This window comes from Rhodobacteraceae bacterium IMCC1335, from assembly GCA_039640495.1.
In the GTDB taxonomy this organism is placed as follows: Bacteria; Pseudomonadota; Alphaproteobacteria; order Rhodobacterales; family Rhodobacteraceae; genus Thalassovivens.
Window position 1 is genome coordinate 3392672 of the sequence record CP046864.1, and the last position, 26686, is coordinate 3419357.

The 26686-nt window shown below is 53.0% G+C and carries 24 protein-coding genes; 13 read left to right on the top strand and 11 right to left on the bottom strand.

What is annotated here, in order from left to right; all coding sequences use genetic code 11:
• Window positions 1-27 precede the first annotated feature (27 nt).
• The gene (locus GN241_16570; GenBank protein XAT58836.1) at window positions 28-2811 is read right to left on the bottom strand and encodes a formate dehydrogenase subunit alpha; all 2784 of its coding nucleotides are present in this window, start codon (window positions 2809-2811) and stop codon (window positions 28-30) included.
• Between the two features lie 261 nt (window positions 2812-3072).
• On the opposite strand from GN241_16570, the gene GN241_16575 reads away from it, so the two are divergent.
• Both GN241_16575 and GN241_16580 read left to right on the top strand, forming a co-directional pair.
• Window positions 3073-3765, top strand: coding sequence for a histidine phosphatase family protein (locus GN241_16575; GenBank protein ID XAT58837.1), 693 nt, complete (start codon window positions 3073-3075; stop codon window positions 3763-3765).
• Window positions 3766-3773: 8 nt separating this feature from the next.
• A complete protein-coding gene (locus GN241_16580) occupies window positions 3774-4838 on the top strand; it encodes a saccharopine dehydrogenase (GenBank protein ID XAT58838.1) in 1065 nt (354 codons plus the stop codon).
• A gap of 141 nt (window positions 4839-4979) precedes the next feature.
• Here GN241_16580 and GN241_16585 read toward each other — a convergent pair whose 3' ends face one another.
• From GN241_16585 to GN241_16600, 4 genes are read right to left on the bottom strand one after another with little or no spacing between them, the layout of a single operon-like run.
• Window positions 4980-5708: an SDR family NAD(P)-dependent oxidoreductase gene (locus tag GN241_16585; GenBank protein ID XAT58839.1), complete on the bottom strand. Its 729-nt coding sequence runs from the start codon at window positions 5706-5708 to the stop codon at window positions 4980-4982.
• On the bottom strand, window positions 5705-6889 hold the full coding sequence (locus GN241_16590; GenBank protein ID XAT58840.1) for a sugar:cation symporter: 1185 nt from the start codon (window positions 6887-6889) through the stop codon (window positions 5705-5707). Before GN241_16590 ends, GN241_16585 begins: the two co-directional genes overlap by 4 nt.
• 47 nt (window positions 6890-6936) lie before the next feature.
• Window positions 6937-7689 carry a DUF1365 family protein gene (locus tag GN241_16595; protein XAT58841.1) on the bottom strand — a complete coding sequence of 251 codons (753 nt, stop codon included), beginning with the start codon at window positions 7687-7689 and terminating at the stop codon, window positions 6937-6939.
• Entirely contained in the window at window positions 7686-8984 is a 1299-nt protein-coding gene (locus tag GN241_16600; protein ID XAT58842.1) for an FAD-dependent oxidoreductase, read from the bottom strand. Before GN241_16600 ends, GN241_16595 begins: the two co-directional genes overlap by 4 nt.
• A 115-nt stretch (window positions 8985-9099) precedes the next feature.
• Here GN241_16600 and GN241_16605 point away from each other — a divergent pair, with 115 nt between their 5' ends.
• On the top strand, window positions 9100-9762 hold the full coding sequence (locus GN241_16605; GenBank protein ID XAT59329.1) for a sigma-70 family RNA polymerase sigma factor: 663 nt from the start codon (window positions 9100-9102) through the stop codon (window positions 9760-9762).
• Window positions 9763-9776: 14 nt separating this feature from the next.
• Window positions 9777-10421, top strand: coding sequence for a transcriptional regulator (locus tag GN241_16610; GenBank protein XAT58843.1), 645 nt, complete (start codon window positions 9777-9779; stop codon window positions 10419-10421).
• Here the strand turns inward: GN241_16610 and GN241_16615 are convergent.
• Both GN241_16615 and GN241_16620 read right to left on the bottom strand, forming a co-directional pair.
• Entirely contained in the window at window positions 10410-11189 is a 780-nt protein-coding gene (locus GN241_16615; GenBank protein XAT58844.1) for a 3'(2'),5'-bisphosphate nucleotidase CysQ, read from the bottom strand. The two genes, GN241_16610 and GN241_16615, sit on opposite strands and share 12 nt — an antisense overlap.
• Window positions 11176-12531 (bottom strand): TldD/PmbA family protein, encoded by a 1356-nt coding sequence (locus GN241_16620; GenBank protein ID XAT58845.1) that lies wholly within the window; start codon window positions 12529-12531, stop codon window positions 11176-11178. Before GN241_16620 ends, GN241_16615 begins: the two co-directional genes overlap by 14 nt.
• 126 nt (window positions 12532-12657) lie before the next feature.
• Between GN241_16620 and GN241_16625 the strand changes: the two genes are divergently transcribed.
• The 3 genes from GN241_16625 to GN241_16635 all read left to right on the top strand — a co-directional run bounded on the left by GN241_16625 (window position 12658) and on the right by GN241_16635 (window position 14906).
• Window positions 12658-13407: an SDR family oxidoreductase gene (locus GN241_16625; GenBank protein XAT58846.1), complete on the top strand. Its 750-nt coding sequence runs from the start codon at window positions 12658-12660 to the stop codon at window positions 13405-13407.
• 135 nt (window positions 13408-13542) lie between these two features.
• On the top strand, window positions 13543-14295 hold the full coding sequence (locus GN241_16630; protein XAT58847.1) for an SDR family NAD(P)-dependent oxidoreductase: 753 nt from the start codon (window positions 13543-13545) through the stop codon (window positions 14293-14295).
• Window positions 14292-14906: an enoyl-CoA hydratase/isomerase family protein gene (locus tag GN241_16635; GenBank protein ID XAT58848.1), complete on the top strand. Its 615-nt coding sequence runs from the start codon at window positions 14292-14294 to the stop codon at window positions 14904-14906. Before GN241_16630 ends, GN241_16635 begins: the two co-directional genes overlap by 4 nt.
• A 9-nt stretch (window positions 14907-14915) precedes the next feature.
• On the opposite strand, the gene GN241_16640 is transcribed toward GN241_16635, so the two are convergent.
• Window positions 14916-15206 (bottom strand): HNH endonuclease, encoded by a 291-nt coding sequence (locus GN241_16640; protein ID XAT58849.1) that lies wholly within the window; start codon window positions 15204-15206, stop codon window positions 14916-14918.
• 248 nt (window positions 15207-15454) lie between these two features.
• On the opposite strand from GN241_16640, the gene GN241_16645 reads away from it, so the two are divergent.
• The 5 genes from GN241_16645 (at window position 15455) to GN241_16665 (ending at window position 21186) form a co-directional block, all read left to right on the top strand.
• Window positions 15455-16657: a TIGR03862 family flavoprotein gene (locus GN241_16645; GenBank protein XAT58850.1), complete on the top strand. Its 1203-nt coding sequence runs from the start codon at window positions 15455-15457 to the stop codon at window positions 16655-16657.
• 118 nt (window positions 16658-16775) lie between these two features.
• A complete protein-coding gene (gene mutL, locus GN241_16650; GenBank protein ID XAT59330.1) occupies window positions 16776-18638 on the top strand; it encodes a DNA mismatch repair endonuclease MutL in 1863 nt (620 codons plus the stop codon).
• Complete coding sequence (gene rmuC / locus GN241_16655) at window positions 18638-19789, top strand: DNA recombination protein RmuC (protein XAT58851.1); 1152 nt, start codon at window positions 18638-18640, stop codon at window positions 19787-19789. Before mutL ends, rmuC begins: the two co-directional genes overlap by 1 nt.
• A 218-nt stretch (window positions 19790-20007) precedes the next feature.
• Entirely contained in the window at window positions 20008-20817 is an 810-nt protein-coding gene (locus tag GN241_16660) for an AAA family ATPase (protein ID XAT58852.1), read from the top strand.
• Window positions 20818-20928: 111 nt separating this feature from the next.
• Window positions 20929-21186, top strand: coding sequence for a hypothetical protein (locus GN241_16665; GenBank protein ID XAT58853.1), 258 nt, complete (start codon window positions 20929-20931; stop codon window positions 21184-21186).
• A 2-nt stretch (window positions 21187-21188) separates the two neighbouring features.
• Here the strand turns inward: GN241_16665 and GN241_16670 are convergent, their stop codons facing one another.
• From GN241_16670 to GN241_16680, 3 genes are all read right to left on the bottom strand, one after another.
• Window positions 21189-22814, bottom strand: coding sequence for a thiamine pyrophosphate-binding protein (locus tag GN241_16670; GenBank protein ID XAT58854.1), 1626 nt, complete (start codon window positions 22812-22814; stop codon window positions 21189-21191).
• 61 nt (window positions 22815-22875) lie between these two features.
• Complete coding sequence (locus tag GN241_16675; GenBank protein XAT58855.1) at window positions 22876-23706, bottom strand: 3-keto-5-aminohexanoate cleavage protein; 831 nt, start codon at window positions 23704-23706, stop codon at window positions 22876-22878.
• Window positions 23707-23991: 285 nt separating this feature from the next.
• Entirely contained in the window at window positions 23992-24303 is a 312-nt protein-coding gene (locus tag GN241_16680) for an ETC complex I subunit (protein XAT58856.1), read from the bottom strand.
• Between the two features lie 199 nt (window positions 24304-24502).
• Here GN241_16680 and uvrB point away from each other — a divergent pair, with 199 nt between their 5' ends.
• Window positions 24503-26683 carry an excinuclease ABC subunit UvrB gene (uvrB, locus tag GN241_16685; protein XAT58857.1) on the top strand — a complete coding sequence of 727 codons (2181 nt, stop codon included), beginning with the start codon at window positions 24503-24505 and terminating at the stop codon, window positions 26681-26683.
• Window positions 26684-26686: the final 3 nt, after the last annotated feature.

Below are 26686 nucleotides of genomic sequence, written 5' to 3' on the forward strand. Positions count from 1 at the left end.
GTTCAAAAAACACTCAATCGGCATGCTTCATTCGGCAGCAACCGAGCTGTCTTCTGCTTTTTCAACGCGCACGGCGCTAAATTTAAATTCCGGAATTTTTCCAAAAGGATCCACCGCGGGATTGGTCAGTATATTGGCTGCCGCTTCCACAAAGGCAAAGGGTAAAAACACCATATCCTCGGCCACAGCGCGATCTGCGCGCGCCATGATCACCAAACTTCCACGTTTGGTGCTCAGCCGCACCATCCCCCCCGGTGCAACCTGCATTTTTCGCAGGGTTTTTGGGTGCATGGAACAATTGGCCTCGGGCTCAACCGCATCCAGAACTTTTGCCCGCCGGGTCATCGAACCGGTATGCCAATGCTCCAATTGCCGCCCTGTGGTCAAAATCATCGGATATTCAGCATCGGGCACATCATCCGGGGCGATAACATGCGCAGGAGTGAAGCGGGCACGCCCATCCGCGCGCGGAAACCCATCGCCAAACACGATGCTTTGGCCCGGATCCTCTGGGCTTAACGAGGGGTATGTCACGGCATTTTCTGACTCCAGCCGATCCCATGTAATATTATTCAGCGAGCCCATATTCAGCTTCATTTCAGCAAAAACCTCTTTGGGGCTGGTATAGCTCCAATCTAGCCCAAGACGTTTTGCCAATTCGGTTTCAATCCACCAATCTTCCTTTGCCTCGCCCGGGGGCGGCACTGCAGGGCGCCCCATTTGCACTTGCCGGTTGGTATTGGTCACGGTCCCCGCTTTTTCCGCAAAAGCGCTGGCCGGCAAAATCACATCGGCATAATTCGCGGTTTCAGTCAGAAAAATATCCTGCACAACCAAATGCGACAGTTTGGCCAATGCCTTACGGGCATGTTCCACATCCGGGTCAGACATGGCGGGGTTTTCCCCCAAAATATACATGCCATGAATATCCCCATCGTGAACCGCATCCATGATTTCTGTCACGGTAAGCCCTTTTTCTGCCGAAAAATCACCCGATTTCCAAACAGAGGTAAATGCGCTGCGCACGCCATCATTCGTGACGGTTTGATAATCGGGCAAAAACATCGGGATCAAGCCCGCATCCGAAGCGCCTTGCACATTGTTCTGGCCGCGTAAAGGATGCAAACCCGAGCCGGGCCGCCCAACTTGGCCCGTCATCAGCGCCAAGGAAATCAAGCAGCGGCTGTTATCCGTACCATGGATATGCTGCGACACGCCCATACCCCAGAAAATCATGCCCGCCTTTGCACCCGCAAAGCAACGCGCCACAGCGCGCAAAATCTCCGCGTCAATGCCACAAATACCCGCCATTTTTTCGGGGCTGAAATCTTTCAAATGGGCTTTTTCCGCCTCCCAATTCTCGGTATAGGCTTCGATATATTGCTGGTCGTACAGCTCTTCTTCAACGATCACATGCATGATCGCATTCAGCATCGAGACATCCGCGCCGGGACGGAATTGCAGCATATGCGTTGCAAACCGCTTCAAAGCCTGCCCGCGAGGATCCATCACAATCAGCTTGCCGCCGCGTTTGGTAAATTGTTTGAAATATGTGGCGGCAACGGGATGGTTTTCAATCGGGTTGGCGCCAATCACAATCGCCACATCGGCATTTTCAATTTCGTTAAACGTCGCCGTAACCGCGCCCGATCCAACATTTTCCAAAAGCGCCGACACCGAAGAGGCATGGCATAGCCGAGTGCAGTGATCAACATTGTTATGCCCAAAGCCCTGACGGATCATTTTCTGAAACAAATACGCCTCTTCATTGGTGCATTTGGCGCTGCCAAACCCGGCCACGGCCCGCCCACCATGCTCAGATCGTAGGTTAAGCAAACCAGAAGCCGCCGCGTCTAGCGCCTCATCCCAACTGGCTTCGCGGAATACCTCCTGCCAATCATCAGGGCTCACATTCAAACCTTTTGCAGGGGCATCATCACGGCGAATGAGCGGTTTGGTCAGACGGTGGCTGTGATGGATATAATCAAACCCAAAGCGGCCCTTGACGCAAAGACGCCCCTCATTGGCTGGCCCATTTATTCCTTCAACAAATTTCACTTTATCGTTTTTAACCTTCAAGCTGATCTGACAGCCGACACCGCAGAAGGGGCATATACTGTCCACCTCCCGGTCATAATCTTGGCTATCGCCGGTTTGATCCTCATCAAGCACAGTGGCCGGCATTAAGGCGCCAGTGGGGCAGGCTTGCACGCATTCGCCGCACGCAACGCAAGTGCTGTCACCCATCGGATCGGCAAAATCAAACGTGGGATAACTGTCATGGCCGCGCCCAGCCATACCAATCACATCGTTCACTTGCACTTCGCGGCAGGCGCGCACGCATAACCCGCATTGAATGCACGCATCCAGGTTCACCCGCATCGCCAGATGACTGTCATCCAATAAAGGAACCCGCTCTGGCTCCAACGCGGGCAACCGGCTGTCTTGCACCGAATGCAGATCGGCCATATCCCATAAATGGCTCGATTTATCGTGGGCCTTTTCGCGCGCGGGTTGATCGGCAAGCAGCATTTCAACAACCATTTTCTGCGCAGAACTGGCGCGCTGAGAATTCGTTGTCACCACCATTCCTTCTTGCGGCTCGCGGATACAAGAGGCGGCCAGCGTGCGCTCTCCTTCGATTTCCACCATACAGGCGCGACAATTGCCATCCGGCCGATAGCCAGGCGCAGGTTTGTGGCACAAATGCGGGATCACCAATCCTTGACCATTGGCCACTTCCCAAATGGTCATACCCGGCGCAGCGGAAGCCGGCTGCCCGTCAAGCGTAAAATGAATGGTGTCAGACATGAGATGCCTCCTTAATCTGTTATCTTTCTACACCATAGCCACCGCAAAAAGAGAGCGCCAATCCCGACACTGGGGCATGTTTTTGCGCCAAGCCTGTTTCCGATAGGCGTCATTTTTTACGATTTGTCCCCGTTTAACGCACCCAGTAATGATGTTTTTTTGCATGGGCAGAAGGCGCAAATCAAACACAACACGCATCAGAAAACCGCTAACCCCCCTCTCACAGATTGCTTAGATAAGGGTTTCCTTCCTGTCGCTTTCATGATTTCATCGCAGGCTTCGAATAAGGAAGTCACAATGCAAACGGTCACAATCATACGCCATGGCCAGGCCAATACCGGCGCCCGCGACGAGGCCAGCTATGACAAGTTGAGCGCGCTTGGGCATCAGCAAGCGCGCTGGCTTGGTGCCCATCTCAAAGATACATCTATGCCGTTTCAAAAGATCATTTCGGGAACTTTAAAGCGCCAAATCGAAACCGCCAAAGGCGTGAATCAATTTGATCTGCCCCATCTGCAGGATGCCCGTTTAAACGAGCTAAATTATTTCGGCATGGCAGACTGTCTAAAGCGCGCGCATAACATTCCATATCCTGAAACCCAAACCGCTTTTGCACAGCATCTGCAAACCATGCTTGAATATTGGAAAGCCGACAAATTGGATCCAGCTTTGGAAAGCTATACCTCTTTCCATCAGCGCATTAGATCGGTGATTTTAGAAGGTTTGGCCTCACAAACGCCTAGCTTATTGGTATCCTCAACAGGCGTTATCGCATCATTAGCGGGCGACACGCTGAACACTGACGCAGCGCATCGCGTCAAATTATTTATGGCGGTTGGTCATACCAGCCTGAGCCAATTTCAACTTATCAATGCAGATCTTACGCTCACCCAATTTGGGGCAAAGCCGCATCTGGAACCTGCCGATCGAACCAATGCCCAAACCTATATTTAGGTAAAAAAATGACCCATTTATGGCTACGCGCCGAACAACGCGCCAATGAACAACGGGTGCCGCTGACTCCAAAAGGAGCGCAGCATTTAAGAAATATGGGGATGAACATCACGGTTGAGGCAAGCGATAAACGCTGCTTTAGCATGGATGACTATGCCAAAGCCGGATGCCAAATCGCGGATCACGCCAGCTGGCCGGGCGCCCCGCGCGACGCGTTCATATTGGGATTAAAAGAATTACCTCAAACCAAAGACGCCCTGCTTCATCGCCATATTATGTTCGGCCATGCCTACAAAGGCCAACATGCTGGGCAGGCTCTTTTAAACAGGTTCAAAGCCGGAGGCGGGCTTTTGCTGGATCTTGAATATTTGGTTGATACCAAAAACCGGCGCGTTGCAGCTTTTGGCTATTGGGCTGGTTATGCAGGGGCCGCTGTGGCGCTGAAATGTTGGGCGGCGCAAGAACGCGGCAAGATTTGCCAAAAGTTAGACGCATATCAAAATAATCAGGCGCTGCTGAATGATCTTCGTAAGACGCTTTCTGGGGTGAAGATGGCCCCCCCCACGGGCTTGGTGATCGGGGCTTTGGGACGCGTGGGGGCCGGGGTAAGCGATTTATGCGATGCGCTGGGCCTGAAAATCACCAAATGGGATTTAGACGACACGGCAGGACGCGCTGAATTTCCACAGATCTTGCAACATTCCATTCTGTTCAATTGTATCTTAGCGCAGTCCGGCGCACCCGTGTTTTTGGATAAGGCCAGCGTGGCGCAACCCCGTTTGCTGCGCGTGGTGGCAGATATCGCTTGCGACCCAGATAGCGATTACAACCCGCTACCTATTTACACACAGGCCACCGATTGGGACAAACCAGCGCAGCGGATCGCAAAGACCCCGGTATTAGACGTGATGGCCATCGACAATCTGCCATCGCTTTTACCCCGCGAAAGCTCTGAAGATTTTGCCCAGCAATTGCGGCCCTATTTAGAGCAGCTCTTGGCAGAAAACTCAGATGAAAATAGCGTTTGGAGCCGTGCCAAAACGACATATCGCCATCATATTGCACAGCTTTAGCACGCGACACTAGAAGGCTTCCCCAGATTGAGCCTACAAAGTCTGCAAGATTGCTTGAATGGCCCCGGCGATCAAGAAAGACATCGCGCACAACGCAGCCCAGATTCGTCTATTGGTGCGGCTTAAGCACAAAGTCTCTGGCTAAAAAAGCCGGTAATACAGCCAGTCTGGCAGAAAATTTGCTGCGCGGAACAGTAGGCTAAAGAAGGTTGGAAAACTCTTTTTAAACCGGTGGCTCTGCATATGGGCCAACATGATCTTAGCAGCCTGCTCCGGCGACATAATATAAGGCATGTTAAACTTATTTTTATCGGTCAGGCGGGTTTTGATATATCCAGGGTTTGCCAATTGGACGCACACACCGCTCTGCCTGAGATCGCAATAAAGCGATTCAGCCAAGGTCATCAAGCCCGCCTTTGACGCATTATATCCAATCGCGCTTGGCAATCCGCGAAACCCGCCAATACTGCCGGTAATCACAATATGCCCGCTATCCTTGGCAACAAATTGCGGCACAACTTGCCCCAAAACCCGAGCCGCGCCAGTGAAGTTAACATCACACATGGCAATGGTCTGCTCAACATGCCAAGCTTGCGCCGCAAAGGGCCAATACACCCCCGCCAAATAAACCAAACCATCCAGTGACCCGGCGGCCTGGGCGGCGCGCTCAACGCTGTCCATATCACACACATCAATCGGAACCACCTCGGCCTGCCCGGGCAAGCTTTCCGCCAGTGCATGCAAAGCCTCTTCGTTGCGCGCCGATAAGATCAAATCTGCGCCGGCGGCGCTGAGTTCATGCGCTAAAGCTGCGCCCAGTCCTTCGCTGGCGCCAATCAGCCAATACCGTTTAGACTTAAAATCTCTCATTTTCTATGCCCTTGCATCGGCAATCGCACCAATGCGACTATTGCCAAAATCTTCAGGAGACAGGGCAAAAGCGCATACCCCGCTGATAAAGCAGTTAGTCCCTTTTGTGCATTTGTCAGCCCCGGTTGATACCCAAACCATTCAAGCAGGGGCAAAACCAACACCGCGGCAAAGGCCAACGTCATTTTGGACACAAAATTCCAAAGCCCAAACCCAATCTCTGCACCGTTAGAACGCTGTGCCAAATGGCTTGCAAAAAGCGCCGGCAGCAGCGTCATATCAGCCCCCAGCGTCGCACCGCTTACCAACGAGATAAGCGCAAAGGCATAAATTTGACCTTCCTGCAAAAAATAGGCGTAAAAAAAACCTATAATCGCCGCGCTCATTGCCAGAAGCAAAACTTGCTTTGGTCCAAAATGCGCTGCCAAATAAGTCCAAATGGGGGCTGAGACAGCCGCAGCCAAAAAGAATAGGATCAATAACGCTCCGGCCCAATCTGCCGCGCCCAACCGGCTTTCCACATAGAATAAAAATAAAGTCGAGCTCACCGCCACGGGTGCAGAGTTCAACATCGCAAGCAGCAGAAAATGGCGTAATTGGCGATCTGAGAGAACCGCAGCTATGCCAACCGACGCCGGTGCCTGCGCGATAGGATGCCAATAGCCCCGCATTAAAATGCCTGCGATAAGGCAAAGGCCGCAAAAGCCCAAAGCAAAGACAGCAAAGGGCTGAGCTGAGAAATTGAGCAAGAGCGTTGGAGCAATAGCAGCAACGCATATGCCCAATAAACTGCCCGTTTCGCGCCAGCTTGCAAGGCGCAGCTGGCCCTTTGCCCCAAACGCGTGCACACCATTCGCGTAAAAGCGAATGGTCAGAAAGCTGAACGCCGAAAAAACCATTGCCAAACAGAGGCTAAACCAAATGATTGCGGAAAACGGCGGCGCAAGCGCAAATAGGCCCAGCATCCCCAATCCCAAAAGTAAAATTGAGGCATAAATTGGCCATTGGCCCCGCTCTCGGCTGCGCTGCGCCAAGGCTGCCAGAATGGGATCTTGAACAAAATCCAAGGATCGCAGCGCAAATAAGGCCAACCCCAGCATGCTTAGGCTTACGCCATATTGATCAACAAAATATTTAGGAGCATGAATGTAGATCGGCAATCCTGCCGCGCCCAACATCATGGCGAACACGCCATATGATGAAAAGACACCAAACTGGCGCCCCGGCACTATGAAATCTCGGCTTTTGGTGGCGTCGGACGCGGGCGGTATTTCGCGCCTTTCCACCACAGCCGCAACGCCTGAAGGTGGATCAGCCCCAGCACCCGCCGCGATCCAAATGGCCGGCGCAGCAAAGCGCCTAAAATGGAAAAATTGCTTAATGCGCGGCGCGGGCCGGTTAAAGTGGCCATCACACCGCCCTGCGGCATTTGTAAATCAATCCATATCCCAATTTTTTCCGGACGAATATCAAAGCGAAATTCATAAGCCCCTTGTATGGGTTGAAAGGGTGAGACATGAAAAATTTTATCCGCTTTCAAACGATCACTGGGATTTATAGGCCTTAGATCCGTATGTTTACAAAGATAAGAATGACGATCTCCAAACGTGTTGGTTACCTCGGCAATCACTAAAAACAATCGATCTTGCGCGTCATAACACAGCCAGAAGCTGACCGGATTAAAGACATGCCCAAATATCCTAGGTTGCGCGAGAAGCAAAATTTTACCTGGCAGCTCAATATTATATCCAGCCGCGACATCACGCACCCACGCCGCCCCTCGGCCACGCCCTACAGGGCCGCCGTGATCGCGGCCATAAAGCCCAAAAAGCCACCCGCTGTCACGCTTAAAAATCCCTTTTTTTGCGGCGGAATTTTCTATATCAAGGCAAAGATAATCAATGCTGTAGCGAAAGTCATTTTTCAGATCGCCTTTACGCCCATGCCACGTACTGCCTCTGATATGCTCAATCGCGCTCATTCTGCCGCAACGGCAAGCGCTGATTTCAAAATTATAGATTGGGCCACGTCCAAACCGCTTGACAGACCATCTTCATGAAACCCGTTTTTCATCCAAGCCCCGCAAAACCACGTGCGGTTGGTTCCGTTGCGCGTGGCAATTTTTTCCTGCGCAGCGAGCGCGTGCAAATCGTAAACCGGATGGCGCAGGGTCACTTGATCGTAAATCTTATCTTCGCGAATAGGCCGTGTTGAATTCAAGGTCACAAAATGTGGATCATCCAACGGAATAGGCTGCAACGAATTCATCCAGTAGGTCAGGTCAATCTGGTCTGATGTTTTATCATCGGTTTCTGTGTAAACCCAACTCGACCAACAGGCCCTGCGTTTTGGCATTATGCGCTCATCACAGTGCAATATGATATTATTCGGCTGGTATTTCACCGCGCCCAAGGCCTGAGCCTCAAAAGCGCTTGGATCTGCCAAAAGGCGCAGGCTGTCATCGCTATGCGTGGCAAAGACCACCTCGTCAAAATACTCAGGAGGGTGTCCGGCGCTGCGAATTTCGACCTGCCGGTCATGGCGGATCACCGATGATACGGGTGTTTTGACGCGCACCCCCACGCCGCGATCCACCAAAGCGCACTCAAGACGCCGGACATATTCCTGAGAGCCCCCTTGAACAGTGTACCATTGATGCTGACCTGTATGGCTTAACAAAGCATGGTTTTCAAAAAATTGCAGCATCGCGCGAGCTGGAAAATCCAGTATTTTCTCAGTTGGCGTTGACCAAATCGCGCCCGAGAGTGGTAAGAGATAATAATCTCGAAACCAGGGGCCCGACCCCAACCGTTGCAAAAACTCTGAAATTGTCATCGTAGGATCCTGCGCAAGATCCAATCCACGCGCATTGAATTTTAAAATGTCGCGCAACATGCGCAAGAAGTTGGGATTGGCTATGTTGCGCTTTTGCGCAAAGATCGCGTTGAAATTTGCCAGGCCATATTCGATGCGCCCGCCACGCAATGATGCTCCAAAACTCATATTGCTTTTGACCACCGGCACGTTCAGCGCATCAAAAAGCTCAACCATATTGGGATAATTGGCATAATTGAAAACGATAAACCCCGTATCCACAGGCTGAGTGCCTGCTTTGCCGGCAATCACCGTGCGCGCATGCCCCCCGAGCCGCGGCGCCGCCTCGTAAAGCGTTACGTTTTGCGTGTCAGCCAAAGCATATGCTGCGCCCATGCCTGAAATTCCGCCGCCGATCACTGCTATTCGCGGCCCGTTTAGGCCCTGCGGCGCAATATTCATTCGTTTCTCCGATATCTTTAGAATATCTACGTGCAGGTTTTTGACTTGGATGAAAAGTAAATTCGATAAATATATGATCCGGCTTGTTCAGTGCTGCGTAATACATTTCGTGGATATGCGGCAAAATAGCTTTGCGGGTTGTGTAGGCTCGCCAGATCTTTTCTCTTATGATAGCGAGAGAGAAAGCAACGGAGCTATATCAGCGCCTCGAAAGGCATCAAATTTGTCGGATCATCCGCAGAACAATGTATCAAATAAGTGGTCGCACGATTTGGTAGCGGTTGGCAAAAGCCAAAATACTGCTGCTTTCGAGCGCCTTTTCAACGAATTTGCTCCGCGCATCAAAGCGTTTTTAATAAAATCTGGCAGCGATCATGCTTCTGCGGAAGAGCATGCGCAAGAGGCGATGGCAACGGTATGGCGTAAGGCGCATATGTTTGATCCCAGCAGGGCCAGCGCGGCGACATGGATGTTCACGATCGCGCGCAACAAAAAAATCGATGCAATTAGGAAGCAGCGCCGCCCCGAACCGGAAGATATTGGCTGGGGGCCAGAACATGAGCCAGACCAGGAAGACGTGATTGGTCTTCAGCAGGAAAGTGAAAAATTGGGCAATGCGATCGCGCAGTTGCCCGAGAAGCAGCGTTTGCTTCTGGAACGCGCATACTTTGCAGATATGTCGCATAGCGAAATAGCAGATGTAACAGGTCTACCCCTTGGCACAATCAAATCGCGAATTAGGTTAGCACTTGAGCGGTTGCGCCATTCTATGACATGAGAAATGAACACAAAATGACGAAGATTAAACACCACCTCACCGAAGAACTGATGATCGCTTATGCGTCGGGCAATTTGGCGGAAAGCTTTTCGGTGGCTGTGGCCACACATATTTCGCTCTGCGACCAGTGCAGGGCCGCCCTAGAAAGCTACAATGCCGTAGGCGGTGCGCTGCTAGAAGATACCGAAGGTGCGGCCCTTTCCTCGGATGCTCTGGCAAAGACGATGGCGTTGATCGAACAGCATCCGCTCGAGGATCAGGTGCAAGCTCCTAAGGTCTCAAACGTGCCGGCGCCTTTGGCAGATTACATCGGAACTGATCTTGAAGCGATCAAATGGCAACCGATCGGCATGGGCGTCAAGCAATCAGTTTTGAAGACCACTGGTGCGGGCAGCGCGCGGTTGCTTTACATTCCGCCGGGCACGGCCGTCCCCAATCATAGCCATAGCGGCTTAGAGCTGACATTGGTGCTTCAAGGCGCGTTTGCGGATGAGACTGATTATTTCAGTAGGGGTGATATAGAAGTGGCCACCAGCGATGTCAGCCATACGCCGGTTGCAGCAGATGGAACCAGTTGCATCTGTCTGGCCGTGACCGAAGCACCTTTAAAATTCACCGGCTTGCTGCATAAATTGATGCAACCGCTTCTAAAGATCTAAAGCGTCTTTAAATTGCTGATGAAGCGGCGGATTTGCGGCCAAAACGCCGGATGATGTGACTTCTGAGCGATTAAAAAGCAGCGGTTTTCCCGCTTTGTCACTCACGCGCGCGCCCGCTTCTGCTGCTATCAGAGCACCGGCGCAAATATCCCAATCCCAAGTGTCGCGCAGCGTGATCATTGCATCAAATTCTCCCTGTGCGACCAACGCCATGCGATATGCCAAAGATGGTTTATGCCGCCGCTGCAGACCTGCCGGCATTGGTAGACGCCAATGGCGCGCTTCCAAAGCAGGCTTTGCGGCCAGCACGGTGGCATCGTCAATCTGCCTGCAATCAGAGACGTGGACCGCTTGCTGATTGAGAAACGCGCCTGATCCTTGTTCTGCATAATAGGTCAAACCTAACATCGGCAGGGCAATCACCGCAGCGGTGACATCAGATCCAGTGGTAATGGCCAATGAATGCGCCCATGTCTTTTCACCCGCGATAAAGCTGCGCGTCCCATCGATTGGATCAATCACGAAACAATGCTCCGCACCGAGACGTTTTTGATCATCTTCCGTTTCTTCAGACAGCCAACCATAATTTGGCCGCGCCGATCCAAGCATATCAAATAGCAGAGCATTAACCGCCAAATCCGCTTCGGTAACAGGCCCAGAGTGATCAGGTTTTTCCCAAGCTTGAGCGCCGTTTCGGGCATAGCGCTGCGCAACTTCACCCGCTTTTTGCGCCGCCGCCAGCAAAAGCTGAAGATCAGCCCCCGGCAATAGTCATTCCATCAATCAACAGGGAAGGAACGCGTCGAGACAGATGCGCGCGCGCATCATTAGCCGCAATAAAGCCGCGCAGCATGTCGCGTAAATTGCCAGCGATCGTGCATTCGCTCACCGGATGACTGATCACACCATTTTCCACCCAAACGCCAGCGGCGCCGCGCGAATAATCACCAGTATTAGGGTTGATGGTGGACCCAATCATTGACGTGACCAGCAAGCCTCTGCCCATATCGCGGATCAAATCAGCCTGAGTATGCAGCCCTGGCATCAAGGTGATATTCCAATTGCTCGGGCTGGGGGGCGCGCTGACCCCACGCGAGGCATTGCCTGTGGGCGGCATCGATAAATGCCGCGCAGAAGCCAGATCTAAGGTCCACCCGGTTAGCACTCCATTTTCAACAAGAGCGCGCTGCTGCGTCGGCAAGCCTTCCCCGTCAAAGGGGCGCGATCCCGCCACGCGCGGGCGATGCGGATCTTCGATCAGCTGCGCCTTATCTGGAAACACTTGTTGACCCAAGCCCTCCAGCAACCAAGACGAGCCACGCGCCACAGAGGCGCCATTGATAGCACTTAAAAAATGCCCGATCAGGCTAGAGGCAACGCGTTCATCAAACAAAACGGGGAACTGCCCTGTGGGCGGCTTTGATGGCTTAAGCCGGGCCACGGCCCGCGCGCCTGCCTTTGCCCCAATTTCAGCTGGATCGGCAAGATCTTCTTGAAAAATACGGTTGTCAAAATCATAGTCACGTTCCATCTGCAGACCGCTGCCCGCAATCGCCACACAGGAAATTGACCGGCTGCTGCGCTGATACCCCCCCGCAAAGCCAGCGCTGGTTTGAAAATGAACCTGCCCAGAGCCATAGGAAGCTGAGGCCGCATCTACCTGTTCAATCCCCGCCACACCCAGCGCTGCAGCTTCAGCCGCAAGCGCATCTGCCTCTAATGCGACAGCAGAGGGTTCCGGCTGCGTGTCATAAAGCTCAAGCGCCTCAACATTCCAATCTACGGCCAGCTGTTCGGGCGCCGCCAGCCCCGCATAAGGATCATCGGGGGCCTCTTTGGCCATGGCCACGGCGCGCTCGGCCATGGTAGTCAATGTGCCATCGCGCAGATCAGATCCAGAAACCACTGCCTGCCGTTGCCCCACGAAGACCCGCAGCCCCAAATCCATTGTCTCGGATCGCTCAGCCTGCTCTAAAACGCCCGAGCGCACATTGATTTCGATCGCGCTGCCCATGCTGGCCAAAGCATCCGCGGCATCAGCCCCAGCAACCCGCGCCGCGCTAAGCAGCTTTTCAGTGAATTCTGGCAAAGAGGTAGATAGGCCCGACATGACACCCCGCAAAATTAGTTTCTACACAGGTAGTGAACCCACCCAAACAAGGCAAGCTTCCATTGCAGATGCTGCTGGTTTTTGTGTAGCCTTGGCAGCAGAGTGTAGCGTAATAGGATAACCAAAATGGTGAAAACGGCACTGATCACAGGGGGCGCCCGCGGCATCGGTTTGGCAACAGCGCATATTTTTGTGGAAAACGGCTATCAAGTGGCTTTGCTTGACCGCGATGCGCAGGCGCTAGACGCTGCTGCACTGGACCTTCCGGCCGCAGAAATTTTATTATTCGACGTGTCTAACCCGCAAGCCTCGGGGCAAATCGCCCAAGAGATACGAACCCGGCTGGGGCGACTTGATTGCCTTGTCAACAATGCCGGTGTGGCTGATTTTGGTCCGATTGAAAAGTGCGATCCAGCCATTTGGCGCAAGGTTATGGATACAAATTTGGATGGCATGTTTTACCTCAGCCAAGCCCTAACACCATTGCTGCGTGACACCCGGGGCAGCATTGTCAATATTGCCTCTATTTCAGGCCTGCGCGCTTCGACCTTGCGCGTTGCTTATGGCACATCAAAAGCGGCGGTGATGCAGCTTACAAAACAACAAGCCGTTGAATTGGGCGAATATGGCATTCGCGCCAATTGCGTGGCCCCCGGCCCAGTGCGCACAAAATTGGCGATGGCCGTTCACACGCCAGAGATTATTGACGCCTATCATGACGCCATTCCTTTAAACCGCTATGGCAACGAGCGCGAAATTGGCGAAGTCATCTTTTTTCTATGCTCCGAGAAAGCCTCTTTTGTGACAGGCCAAGTGGTTGCCGCGGATGGAGGCTTTGAGGCTACGGGTGTGGGCCTGCCAGCGCTGCGCGTCTAAACCATGTGCCTGAAAAAGACACGCGAACCAAAGCAGATGTCAAAGATCATGTTTGACAACCGATCCCGCTACCCATAGCCCTTTCATCCCTATACATAGGCGTGGCTGACTCTAGATCTGAAAGCGAGCATATTTATGAAAGACCTCACCGGCAAAACAGCTGTTATCACCGGTGCCAGCCGTGGCATTGGGGCGGCAACTGCCACCACATTTGCCGCGGCGGGCGCCAATATTTGCCTTTTGGCGCGCAGCGAAACCCAGATTATCGAACTGGCGAAAGATATCGGGCCTCGCGCCATGGCGCGGACCTGCGATGTCGCCGATTATGCGGCCGTAGACGCTGCAATCCGCGCCGCACAAGCCGCGTTTGGCAGCGTTGATATTCTGATCAATAACGCGGGTGTGATTGCTCCAATCAGCGCTTTGGCCAGCGTCGACCCGCAAGAGTGGTCGCAAATGATCGATATCAATCTCAAAGGCGTGTTTCATGGCATCCGCGCGGCCCTGCCGATCATGCAGGCCCAAGGCGCAGGGACGATCCTGACCGTGAGCTCGGGCGCGGCGCATCATGCGGTAGAGGGCTGGAGCGGCTATTGTGCGTCAAAAGCTGGGGCCGCCATGCTGACCGAATCTTTGCATTTAGAGCATCACAAAGACGGCATTCGAAGCATGGGGTTATCACCGGGAACCGTTGCAACCCAAATGCAGAAAGACATCAAAGCCAGCGGTATTAACCCTGTCAGCCAGCTTGACTGGTCGGCGCATATTGCCGCAGATTGGCCCGCCAAAGCGCTTGTTTGGATGTGCACCAGCGCCGCCGACCCTTATTTGGGTACGGAATTATCGCTGCGCGATACCGCGCTTCGCCAAAAATTGGGCCTGCTATGATCCAGCTTCACAAAGACGGCGCTATTTGGCGTTTAACCTTGGATCGGCCCGATAAAGCCAACTCGTTGACACAAGACATGCTGGAGGAAATTTTACAAATCGTGCAGACGGCACAAGCAGCGCAGGCTCTGATCCTAACCGGCGCGGGTAAAACATTCAGCGCCGGCGCTGATCTAGACCAAGCCGCGCTGGGATTGGCGACCTCGGATATTTGGGAGCGCGTTTCAAGCGCGATTGCCGATTTGCCGGCCCTGACAATTGCAGCCTTAAACGGCACTTTGGCTGGCGGCGCGTTTGGTATGGCCTTGGCCTGCGATTTACGCCTAGCGGTTCCAGAAGCGAAATTCTTCTACCCCGTTATGGAGCGCGGGTTTCTGCCACAACCTAGCGATCCGGGCAGATTGCGCGCACTGATTGGGCCCGCACGAAGCAAATTAATTTTAATGGCCGGTCATAAAATGACCGCCACAGACGCATTGAATGCCGGGTTGATCGACCAAATATGCGCCAAAGACACGCTTATCGCAGCAGCCTATGGGATGGCAGAAAAGGTCAGCAAAGCACAAGCCAGCCATGTGGCCGCGATAAAAGCGATGTGCAACGCCAGCTGAGGCAACGTTTTAGCGGCGGCGTTTGGGTGTACGGGATAAAAACTCCGGCGGCCGTTTCGCCACCCAAGCAATAAATTTTGCCAGCCGGGGATGCGTTTTCAATTTTTCAATGGTGGCATAATTGCGGGCAAGCTCGGCCTCGCTAAGGCAGGCATGTATTTCTTTATGACATTGATGATGCAACAAAACCGTAGGGCCACCTTTGCCGCCTTTCAGCTTGGGCACCAAATGATGAAGGCTTTGCGGCGCGTGTGATGGGATAGGCCGCGCGCATAAGGGGCATATTGGATCCTCTGTCATCGCTGAACCTTTATTCTCTAACGCGCCGCTATGAAGGAGCTAGGTTGAAATGCTGTTCAGAAAAGCAGGCGCCGCAAAACAGGCTAAACGAAGATAAATACCGGTGGATCAAGAGCTCGGATAGGCTTAGACCCTAAGCGCAAAGCGTTAAACACCGCCGACATAAACCAAGGAGACTACCCAGAATGCTAAAAGAGACGCGTTGCATTAATCTGATAATCCAATCGGTTATCTGAAAGGAAGGGTGCATGAGCAATTCCGCGCTGATTATCGGGGCCGGACCGGCAGGGCTTATGGCAGCAGAGCGCTTGCTGGCGCAAGGCGCGCAGGTGCAAATTTTCGACGCGAAACCCTCTATCGGGCGAAAATTTCTTATGGCGGGAAAATCAGGATTGAACCTGACCAAAAACGAGCCGCTCGCAATCTTTCAAAACCAATATTATGGCGCCAGCGCGCAATTGGCCCCCATGCTCAATGATTTTGGACCAGCCGACGTTATGCGCTGGGCGAATGCGCTGGGCGCCGACGTGTTTAGCGGATCTTCTGGCCGCGTCTTTCCAAAAGCGATGAAAGCCTCGCCTCTCTTGCGCGCCTGGCTGCTGCGCCTTCAAGATGCAGGGGCTGAACTGCGCGTGAAATCGCGGTGGAAGACGCTTAGCAAAGATGGCTGCTTTGGATTTGAAACCCCCAGCGGACCCGCGCAGATCACCCCTGATGTTGCGGTTTTGGCGCTTGGCGGGGGCAGTTGGAAAAAACTGGGCTCTGACGGGCAGTGGGTTGATATTCTGGCGCAGCACGGCGTATTAAGCGCACCCTTTAAGCCCTCAAACGCAGCACTTCATGTGGCCTGGTCACCCTATATGCAGAAACTCTATGGCCAGCCGATTAAGTCCGTGGCGCTGACAGCGGGGGGGTATAAAAGCCGCGGCGAGGTGATATTAAGCAACCGAGGCTTAGAAGGCAGCGGTATTTATACGCTCAGCCCAGCGCTTCGCGAGCGCCAAGAGCTGTTTATCGACCTTGCGCCTGATCTTACGATTGCGCATATTTCGGCGGCATTGCAGCGGCCAAAAGGCAAAAACAGCCTCTCAAATTTTTTACGTAAAACCCTGCGACTGCCCCCGGTTAAGATTGCGTTGCTGCAAGAACTGGCCCGCCCATTGCCCGCCGACCCCGCAGCGCTGGCCCGCGCGATCAAAACCCTGCCGCTTGCTTATACGGGGCTTGCTCCCTTGGATGAAGCAATTTCCACAGCGGGCGGCGTGCGATGGCAGGATCTCAATGCGGACCTGATGCTCAATAGATTGCCTGGTGTTTTTTGCGCTGGCGAAATGTTGGATTGGGAAGCTCCAACGGGGGGTTATCTGATAAATGCCTGCCTAGCCACCGGGGCTTGGGCCGGCGATCATGCGGCAAACTATGCAGCTCAAAACTTAAACAAACCTGTCTAACGCTTAAAAAGCTGTGCATATAAGCGGTTAAAATGGCCCTATTTTGCAATTTAGCAAAGTTTTGGAATTTGCGATTACCGATAGAAGAATCGCCGCTACTCATGCTAAACCTTGTGGTATGCAAGCTCAGACACCCCATATCTTCAAAGAACGCCCCCTGATCCGGCAGTTAGACGACGCCGCGGTGAACCGCATCGCAGCCGGCGAAGTGGTCGAGCGTCCGGCCTCTGCAGTCAAAGAGCTGGCAGAAAATGCTATTGACGCCGGAGCCCAGCGCATTTCCATTGATATTGCCGATGGAGGTAAAACGCTGATCCGCATCACTGATGACGGTCACGGCATGGCTCCGGATGATCTGCCTCTAGCCCTATCCCGCCATGCCACGTCGAAAATTGACGGAAGTGACCTGCTGAATATTGAAAGTTTCGGCTTCAGAGGCGAAGCCCTGCCATCATTGGGCGCCGTTGGGAGGCTTTCCATTATCAGCCGCGCTGCGGGCCATGAGGGCGCCGAAATCACCGTTGCAGGAAGCGCGCAATCAGCGGTAAAACCGGCAGCGCTCAGCGCGGGCACAGTGGTCGAGCTGCGTGATCTATTCTTTGCCACGCCGGCGCGCTTAAAGTTTATGCGCAGCGAGCGCGCTGAAACCCAAGCAATCAGCGATGTTATTCGCCGCTTGGCCATGGCGGAGCCTGCGATCGGATTCGTGTTGCGGGATGTCTCAGGAGGCGCGCAGCGGATGATCTTGCAGCTTGCCCCGGAAGACGGCCCGTATTTCGAGGCATTGGCAAACCGGTTGTCAAAGCTTTTGGGCCAAGAGTTTGTCGAGAATGCGCTGCGCATCGAAACCGAACGCGAGCAACTTCGTTTAACCGGCTATGCTGCATTGCCCACCTATTCGCGCGGAGCCGCCGTTAATCAATATATTTTCGTCAATGGCCGCCCGGTGCGCGATAAAATGCTGACTGGTGCGTTAAGAGCGGCCTATTCTGACGTGTTGTCGCGCGATCGGCATCCGGCCGCAGCGCTCAACATCACCTGCGATCCGCATTTGGTCGATGTCAACGTGCATCCTGCAAAATCAGAAGTCCGTTTTCGAGATCCATCCGCAGCGCGCAGTTTGATCGTTTCGGGCCTGCGCACCGCCCTTTCTGAGGAAGGACACCGGGCATCAAGCACGCTTGCAGCAGCAGCGCTTGACGCGCTGCAACCAGGCCAGCCCCGCGCGCCCGCGTATCAGATGCCACGCCTGTCTACCAAAAGCAAAATTGAAAACTATCGGTTTCAATCCCCAGAATTTGCCGAACCAAGCGCCTCATATGTCGCGCAAGAGCCGCAGCAGGCAAAGCCAGAGATACCCGCAACCGCGGGTGACCCACAGCCAAGTGCTGAACAGGATCATTTTCCCTTGGGCGCGGCAAGAGGCCAAATTCACGAGAACTACATCATTGCGCAAACCCAAAACGGTCTTGTGATTGTGGATCAACACGCGGCCCATGAACGCCTTGTTTACGAAAAGCTGAAAGCTCAAATGGCGGAAAACGGCGTCGCCACGCAAGCACTTTTGATTCCAGATATTGTTGAGCTTCCCGCTGAAACATGCGCTGATCTTCTGCAACGCTCCCAAGAGCTGGCCGAACTGGGGCTGATCATTGAGGCCTTTGGGGGAAGCGCCATAGCAGTGCGCGAAACGCCGGCTATTTTGGGCCCCGTGAGCGCAAAACCCCTAATCATGGATCTTGTGGACGAGCTGCAAGATCTGGGCAATAGCGAAAAAATCAAAACCAAGATCGAAGAAATTCTGAGCCGGATTTCCTGCCATGGATCTATCCGCTCTGGGCGCAGAATGCGGCCCGAAGAAATGAATGCATTACTGCGCGATATGGAAAAAACGCCGCTTTCGGGCCAATGCAATCATGGTCGGCCAACCTATATAGAATTAAAACTGGCTGATATCGAACGCTTATTCGGGCGCAGCTAATGGAAAACACGCCTCTCCTTGCAAACAATCCGGTGGTTTTTCTTCTGCTTGGGCTGGCACTGGCAGCCTTGATTTGGTGGGTGACTGCCGCGCGTAAATCCGGCCAATCAAACGGGCTTGCAGAACAAGAAATGGGCCTTTTGGTCAAACAATTGCAGGCCCTAAGTGACGGCCAAGAGCGGTTATCAGGCGGGCTACACCATGTGTCAGAAGCCAATGCCAAGGCGCAAACCAACATGCTGGCCTTGATGGAGCAACGCCTTGCACAAGTTCAGCAACAGCTCTCTGAAAATATGCATGGCTCGGCCCGCCGTACCGCCCAATCTTTGGGGGATCTGCAGCAACGTTTAGTCACCATTGATAAAGCACAAGAAAACATCACAAAGCTCTCGGGGGATGTTTTGAGTTTACAGGATATTTTGTCAAACAAACAAACGCGCGGGGCATTTGGTGAAATTCAATTGCATGACATCGTGATCAAAGCCTTGCCACAAGATAGTTTTACGATGCAAGCCACCCTCTCAAACGGACGACGCGCAGATTGTATCATTCACCTCCCCAACCCGCCCGGGCCAATCGCTATCGACAGCAAATTTCCCTTAGAAGCCTATGAAGCGATGCGGCGGGCCAGTACAGAGGCCGATTTGGCAGAAGCGGCGCGGCAATTTCGAACAGCGCTGCGCAAACATATCAAGGATATCAGCGAGAAATATATTATCGAGGGGGAAACCGCGGATGGCGCGCTGATGTTTTTGCCCTCAGAAGCGGTTTACGCTGAGATCCACGCAAATTTCCCAGATTTGGTGCGTGAAAGCTTTGCAGCGCGCGTTTGGATCGTATCCCCCACCACCTGCATGGCCACGTTAAATACAATGCGCGCCATTCTCAAAGATGCCCGCATGCGCGCGCAAGCAGGATCTATCCGCCGCGAATTGGGTTTGCTGTATCAGGATGTTGACCGATTAGGCACGCGGGTTGAAAACCTTGACCGTCATTTCGGCCAAGCGGCAAAAGATCTCTCTGAAATCAAAATCAGCTCGGAAAAAGCTGGAAGACGGGCGCGCCGCTTGGATAATTTTGACTTTGAAGAGTTGGCTCCGAGCGAGGCAGAGCCTCCGCTGGTGCCCCCGACACCCGCAAAAGACCCGTAAGCCAAATTAGCAGGAACGCATCGAGAAGCTTGCCAATAAACTTTGTTTGTATGAAAATGTGCGATGTAGCGATCAGGCTTGGATCAAAGCGTTGCCAGCTTGCATTGTTTTGCGGCTAAATTGAATTCTTTGCATGATAATCTTTTGATAAGGCTTCACCTTGAGCTAGACAGCGCTTATAGGCTAACACTTATAAGAAACGTGGCGAGATACACTAAGTGGCACATATCATTGTTGTCGGAAATGAAAAAGGCGGCGCTGGCAAGTCAACAGTCACGATGCATTTGGCGACCGCTCTATCGCGCATGGGCCATCGGGTTGCAGGGCTTGATCTGGATCTTCGTCAACAAACATTTGCCCGCTACTGCTTGAACCGCAAAAAATATCAGGATGAGGCAGGGCTAAGTTTCCCAAGCCCGCAACATTTTAGCCTGCCTGAAATTGAAAAATCCGCCGTACCCGAAGATGAAAACATCTATGATCACAGATTGTCAGCTGCGATCGTTGAGATGGAGCCCGGCAGCGATTTTATCATGATAGATTGCCCAGGTTCGCATACTCGCTTAAGTCAGGTCGCCCATTCACTTGCCGATACACTGATCACCCCGCTGAATGACAGTTTTGTCGATTTTGATCTTTTGGCGCATATCAGCAGTGATGGGCAAACCATCGCCGGCCCATCTGTTTATTCGGAAATGGTCTGGCATGCCCGGCAATTGCGCGCGCAAGCCGGCTTAAAGCCGATTGACTGGATTGTGTTGCGCAATCGCGTTGGTGCTCAGCAAATGGTCAATAAACAAAAAATGAGCAGGGCCCTAGAAGAATTGGCCGACCGGATCGGGTTCCGGATTGCACCCGGTTTCAATGAACGGGTGATTTTCAGAGAGCTATTTCCGCGCGGGCTTACTTTGCTTGATCTTAAAGATACCGGGGTGCGGCAGTTGAACATGTCAAATATTGCCGCCCGCCAAGAATTGCGCGATCTGCTCAAAACGCTAGAACTTCCCAACGTTGAGCTTAATTTTTAGCGGCTTTAATCGCCTCAGATAGCGGCCTAAATAAAAATATCCGCGAAATCCAGCGATCGCGCGCTATCTATCGAGTGAAACCGTTCGATACGCCCGAAAGGAAAATATCGCATGACGAAATTCGCGCCGCCGCGCCAAGAGTTGATCTTTAGATTGATCCTATCCATCCTTGCGCTTGCGCTACTTGTCTTTGCGCTCAGCCAACGCAGCGTCAGTTCAGCTGCCGGAGTAGAAATGGTCGCCTCCGCGGTGCTTTTCTTTGGAGGCACAATTGGCTGGACCCTATGGCGATTGTTTAAAAGCAAAGCTGCGTTAAACAATCGCTCTGAAAGCCGCAGTTCTGCGTCAGACCCCTCATCGCGGCAATAACGTTAGGAAGCGGTTGAGCTGCGCGTGGTGACGGCGCGCGGATCCGTCTGCACATCCAATATCGCGGGGGCTTTCGCCGCAAGGGCCGCTGCAAACGCATCGGCAAATTGTTCCGTCTTGCTAATCGTTGCGCCAAACCCTCCATATGAGCGGGCCAGAGCCGCAAAATCTGGATTGCGAATATCCGTTCCCGAGGGGCGGTCGGGATATGTCTTCTGCTGGTGCATTCGAATGGTTCCATAAACACCGTTATTCACCAAAATCACGATGATATTCGCGCCGTATTGAACCGCCGTTCCAAACTCTTGCATGCTCATTTGAAAACACCCATCGCCGGCAAGGCATACAACCGTGCGCTCGGGATGCGCCAATTTTGCCGAAACCGCCGCAGGCAGCCCATATCCCATGCTTCCAGAGGTGGGAGCAAGTTGCGTGCGATAGGCTTTGTAGCGGAAATAACGGTGCAGCCAGCCTGCGTAATTACCCGCCCCATTCGTTAAAATAGCATCGTCTGAAAGCGTCGCAGAAAGATGCAAAATCACCTGCTCTAATTGCACAGCCCCCGGGGTTGCGGATGGGGCCTGCCAGGCCAGATAGGCCTTATGCTCGGGGCTCGCCTGCGGCGCAGCAGGCACCGCAGACAAAGTTTTAAGCGCCTGCGCCAAGAATTGAGATGGCGCGCAAGCAAGGCCCAAATGCGGGCGATACACGCGCCCAATCTCATTGGCATCGCCGTGAATATGTATCATGGTTTGGCTTGGATTTGGGATTTCTAACAATTCATATCCGCCCGTTGTCATCTCACCCATACGCGCCCCCAGAACCAGGAGGCAATCCGCGCTTTGCACCCGGCTTAGCAAAGCGGGATTGGGGGCAATTCCCAAATCACCGGCATAATTGGGGTGGCGGTTGTCAATGTAATCTTGGCAGCGAAAAGATGTGGCCACGGGCAGATGAAGCGCTGCGGCAAAGCGGGCCAGATCCTTGGCAGCTTTTGCGCTCCACCCGCCGCCCCCGGCGATAAGGATTGGGTTCTCTGCCCGCTGCAGCTGTGTCAGCACCTTGTGCACAGAGGCCTCTGACACATCCTGGCAGGCAGGTTGCGCTGGCTTTGCATCCAACACCTCACATTGCTGCGCCAGCATATCCTCGGGCAAGGCCAACACGACCGGACCGGGCCGCCCCGAGACGGCCATGTGAAATGCCCGGCTGATATATTCTGGAATACGATCGATACGATCAATTTCGGCAACCCATTTGGCAAGCGGCGCGAACATTTGCCGATAATCCACTTCTTGAAAGGCTTCACGATCACGCTGATCGCTGGCCACCTGACCCACGAATAAAATCATCGGCGTACTATCTTGCAACGCGATATGCACCCCAGCGGATGCATTTGTTGCGCCCGGGCCCCGCGTCACAAAGGCCACGCCCGGCTTGCCGGTTAACTTGCCATGCGCTTCTGCCATCATCGCCACGCCGCCCTCTTGTCGCCCAATGATCGTTTCAATACAGCTTTCAAACAATCCATCCAGCGCCGCCAGATAGCTTTCCCCGGGCAAACAAAACACTCGGTCTACGCCTTGAATTTTTAACTGGTCGATCAGGATTTGGCCGCCGTGACGCATTTTTCTATTCTCCAAGCGATGGCTCAAACCAGATGTGACACCGGTTCAAACTCATCAAGTATCAGGCCGCCCGCAACCCAAGCAATGCGCGCGCTTCGTGCACAGCGGCGGGCTTACGATCGTAGCGCGTGCAAAGATCAACCGCGCGCGCAACAAGCGCCGCATTTGAGGGCGCTAAGGTTGAACAATCAATTTTGATATTATCTTCCAACCCAGTACGCACATGCCCGCCCGCGGCAATCGACCATTCATTGACAATGATTTGCTGCGCCCCGATACCGGCCGCGCACCATTCAACATCTGGCATCAAACGCTCTACCGTTTTTATATAATAGTCAAAAACGTCTTTCTCCGCAGGCATTGCATTCTTTACCCCCATCACGAATTGCACATAGGGCTTCGCCGCGAGGCGGCCATCGGCCAACATCTTCGCGGTTTGATACAAATGAGACAAATCGAAGGCTTCTATCTCTGGTTTAATATCATATGCGAGCATCTCACTGGAGAGCCAATCGACCAAATCCGGAGGGTTTTCATAAACCCGCGTCGGGAAGTTATTCGAGCCCACAGTGAGTGACGCCATATCCGGGCGCAGCGGCAACATCCCACCGCGCTCCTGCCCCGCACCAGAGCGCCCCCCGGTTGACAATTGAACGATCATGCCGGGGCAATGGGTTTTTATACCCTCCATCAACAGCGCAAACCGGCCTGGATCCGAGCTTGGCGTTCCATCAGGCAAACGCACATGGCAATGCGCGATACTTGCGCCCAATTCAAAAGCCGCTTGCGTGCTTTCCACTTGCTCTTCGATGGAAATAGGCACAGCCGGATTGTCAGATTTCTGTGGCACCGAACCCGTAATCGCAACGCAAATTATGCAGGGCTTACTCATCAATTTTTCTTTCTTTTCTGACCAAAACTCAATATCAAACCCTCCGTTTTTAGCAAGCAATCATCTAAGTATATCCATATTTAGCATGCCGCGTTGCGCAATTCGATTGTCAATATGATTGATCTTTCAAAGCATGAGACCAGCGCGCAGCCTTTCGTTCTTTATCGAAAATAAGGTTCGCGTCTCAGCGCTTTACAAACCATGACCGTAGCCGCGGCTGGCAATCAGACGTTAAAAAAAGAACGTAATCAGGATGCGATGAGCGCCTTTTTGAGTGCTCTGCGCTTAGTGCGTCCAAGCGCCGCGCCGCGTTGTGGCAAAATTCTCGCCATATCCACCCGCGCGGATATTGGCCTTGCGCGTCTTGGGTTCAATCACTTCATAGGCCAAAGCTTTTTGCTTGGCATATTGGATAGCAGCCTCTTTATTCTCAAACCGCAAAGTGACCTGCGATTGCGTATCCGCGCTAGATGTCCAGCCCATCAAAGGGTCAACTTCCCGCGCCGAGGTTTGCGTATATTCAAGAACCCAGTCATGCGTGCGGGCAAGCCCAGAGGACATCGCTGTTTTGGCCGGTTTGAAAATACGTGCAGACATTCTTGTTCTCCTAAAACCCCTGTCTTATGCGTGATTTTCAGTGGGTAAACAAGCAAAAGATGGGTCCAAATTCACTCCGCGCGGCGCGCGTTTTGAAAAACGCAAAAATCGTTTAATTTTATAGATATCGTGGCCCAAACCGCTTTGACCTTTGGGCCCGCGGGCCTATTGTTAGAGGGCAAGCGAAGGAACCTTTTTTATGACCCAAGAGCAGATTGGACAGATCAGCGGCGAGGTAAAAGCCCGCGCCAAGCTTGAAGGGGGTAAGCGGTTCAAAATGATATCAGAATTTTCGGAGGCAGGGGATCAACCTACCGCAATCCGCGAACTGACGGCGGGCATTCAAGGACAAGAGCGCGATCAGGTTCTACTGGGCGCAACAGGCACCGGTAAAACCTTTACTATGGCCCGTTTAATCGAAGAAACCCAACGGCCTGCGATTATTCTGGCGCCCAATAAAACGCTTGCAGCGCAGCTTTATGGAGAGTTTAAAAGCTTTTTTCCCGACAATTCAGTCGAATATTTCGTCAGCTTTTATGATTATTATCAACCCGAAGCCTATGTCGCGCGCTCGGATACCTATATCGAAAAAGAAAGCCAAATAAACGAGCAGATTGACAGAATGCGCCATTCTGCAACCCGCGCTTTACTAGAAAGGGATGACGTTATCATCGTGGCTTCGGTATCGTGTATCTATGGGATTGGGTCGGTCGAAACCTATGGCGCGATGACGCAAGATCTCAAAGCCGGTGAAAATTACAATCAACGCCAAGTGATGGCGGACCTTGTTGCGCAGCAATATAAGCGCAATGATCAAGCCTTCCAACGCGGATCCTTTCGCGTCAGAGGGGACAGTTTGGAAATATTTCCAGCGCATCTCGAAGACCGGGCCTGGCGGTTATCTTTTTTTGGTGATGAGCTTGAAAATATCACCGAGTTTGATCCGCTGACCGGTGAAAAAACCAATTCTTTTGAGCAGATCCGGATCTACGCCAATTCGCATTACGTAACCCCGAAACCCACCATGCAACAGGCTTTGATCAGCATCAAAACCGAGCTGCGCCAGCGCCTTGATCAATTGGTCAATGAAGGCAAATTGCTCGAAGCACAGCGTTTGGAACAAAGAACCAATTTTGACCTCGAAATGCTGGAAGCCACTGGTGTGTGCAACGGCATCGAAAATTACTCACGCTATTTGACGGGGCGTGCGCCGGGCGAGCCTCCCCCCACTTTGTTTGAGTTTATACCCGATAATGCAATCGTCTTTGCCGATGAAAGCCATGTCAGCGTACCTCAGATTGGCGCGATGTATAAGGGCGATTATCGGCGCAAATTTACGCTGGCAGAGCATGGGTTTCGACTGCCCTCTTGCATGGATAACAGGCCGCTTAAATTTGAAGAATGGAATGCGATGCGGCCGCAAACCATCTATGTTTCAGCCACCCCCGCCTCTTGGGAGCTTGAGCAAACAGGGGGCGTGTTTGTCGAGCAAATTATTCGCCCCACCGGGTTGGTTGATCCCAATATTGAAATCCGCCCCGTTGAGATGCAAGTGGATGATTTACTGGATGAAGTGCGCAAGGTCACGGTTGATGGATTTCGCACATTGGTCACAACGCTGACCAAGCGCATGGCCGAAGATCTGACCGAATACATGCATGAACAAGGCATAAAAGTGCGCTACATGCACTCGGATATCGACACGATTGAGCGTATTGAAATTCTGCGCGATTTGCGGCTGGGTGCCTTTGATGTTTTGATCGGAATTAATCTGCTGCGCGAAGGGCTCGATATTCCCGAATGCGGGCTGGTGGCAATCTTAGATGCAGACAAAGAAGGGTTCTTACGCTCGGAAACCTCACTGGTTCAAACCATTGGCCGCGCCGCGCGCAACGCGCAAGGTCGCGTGATTATGTATGCAGATAGAATTACTGGCAGCATGGAGCGCGCCTTGGCTGAAACCGATCGCCGCCGAGAAAAGCAAGTGGCGTATAACACCACCCATGGCATCACGCCTCAAACCATAAAAAAGAATGTCGAAGATATTCTGTCAGGGCTTTATAAAGGCGATACGGATCAATCACGCGTCACCGCGCAAATTGACTCGCCCTTGGCCGGGGGTAATCTGCAAACTGTTTTGGAGGGTTTGCGCAACGATATGCGAAAGGCCGCCGAGAATCTTGAATTTGAAGAGGCAGCCCGGTTGCGGGATGAGGTGAAACGTTTAGAGGCGGTTGATCTGGCAATTGCCGATGATCCGCTGGCCCGCCAATCGGCGATTGAGGCCGCCGGCGAAGCCGCTGTTAAATCGCGGGGCCGGTCAAAAGCTGGGCGCGGGGGTACCCGCACATATCGCGGAAAGGCGCAACGCAAAGCATAAGCC

Excerpts from the sequence above, each read along its gene's own strand:
- GN241_16570 (XAT58836.1), bottom strand. The coding sequence starts at position 2,811 with ATGTCTGACACCATTCATTTTACGCTTGACGGGCAGCCGGCTTCCGCT.
- GN241_16575 (XAT58837.1), top strand. The coding sequence starts at position 3,073 with ATGATTTCATCGCAGGCTTCGAATAAGGAAGTCACAATGCAAACGGTC.
- GN241_16580 (XAT58838.1), top strand. The coding sequence starts at position 3,774 with ATGACCCATTTATGGCTACGCGCCGAACAACGCGCCAATGAACAACGG.
- GN241_16585 (XAT58839.1), bottom strand. The coding sequence starts at position 5,708 with ATGAGAGATTTTAAGTCTAAACGGTATTGGCTGATTGGCGCCAGCGAA.
- GN241_16590 (XAT58840.1), bottom strand. The coding sequence starts at position 6,889 with ATGATGTTGGGCGCGGCAGGATTGCCGATCTACATTCATGCTCCTAAA.
- GN241_16595 (XAT58841.1), bottom strand. The coding sequence starts at position 7,689 with ATGAGCGCGATTGAGCATATCAGAGGCAGTACGTGGCATGGGCGTAAA.
- GN241_16600 (XAT58842.1), bottom strand. The coding sequence starts at position 8,984 with ATGAATATTGCGCCGCAGGGCCTAAACGGGCCGCGAATAGCAGTGATC.
- GN241_16605 (XAT59329.1), top strand. The coding sequence starts at position 9,100 with ATGCGGCAAAATAGCTTTGCGGGTTGTGTAGGCTCGCCAGATCTTTTC.
- GN241_16610 (XAT58843.1), top strand. The coding sequence starts at position 9,777 with ATGACGAAGATTAAACACCACCTCACCGAAGAACTGATGATCGCTTAT.
- GN241_16620 (XAT58845.1), bottom strand. The coding sequence starts at position 12,531 with ATGTCGGGCCTATCTACCTCTTTGCCAGAATTCACTGAAAAGCTGCTT.
- GN241_16625 (XAT58846.1), top strand. The coding sequence starts at position 12,658 with ATGGTGAAAACGGCACTGATCACAGGGGGCGCCCGCGGCATCGGTTTG.
- GN241_16630 (XAT58847.1), top strand. The coding sequence starts at position 13,543 with ATGAAAGACCTCACCGGCAAAACAGCTGTTATCACCGGTGCCAGCCGT.
- GN241_16635 (XAT58848.1), top strand. The coding sequence starts at position 14,292 with ATGATCCAGCTTCACAAAGACGGCGCTATTTGGCGTTTAACCTTGGAT.
- GN241_16640 (XAT58849.1), bottom strand. The coding sequence starts at position 15,206 with ATGACAGAGGATCCAATATGCCCCTTATGCGCGCGGCCTATCCCATCA.
- GN241_16645 (XAT58850.1), top strand. The coding sequence starts at position 15,455 with ATGAGCAATTCCGCGCTGATTATCGGGGCCGGACCGGCAGGGCTTATG.
- mutL (XAT59330.1), top strand. The coding sequence starts at position 16,776 with ATGCAAGCTCAGACACCCCATATCTTCAAAGAACGCCCCCTGATCCGG.
- rmuC (XAT58851.1), top strand. The coding sequence starts at position 18,638 with ATGGAAAACACGCCTCTCCTTGCAAACAATCCGGTGGTTTTTCTTCTG.
- GN241_16665 (XAT58853.1), top strand. The coding sequence starts at position 20,929 with ATGACGAAATTCGCGCCGCCGCGCCAAGAGTTGATCTTTAGATTGATC.
- GN241_16670 (XAT58854.1), bottom strand. The coding sequence starts at position 22,814 with ATGCGTCACGGCGGCCAAATCCTGATCGACCAGTTAAAAATTCAAGGC.
- GN241_16675 (XAT58855.1), bottom strand. The coding sequence starts at position 23,706 with ATGAGTAAGCCCTGCATAATTTGCGTTGCGATTACGGGTTCGGTGCCA.
- GN241_16680 (XAT58856.1), bottom strand. The coding sequence starts at position 24,303 with ATGTCTGCACGTATTTTCAAACCGGCCAAAACAGCGATGTCCTCTGGG.
- uvrB (XAT58857.1), top strand. The coding sequence starts at position 24,503 with ATGACCCAAGAGCAGATTGGACAGATCAGCGGCGAGGTAAAAGCCCGC.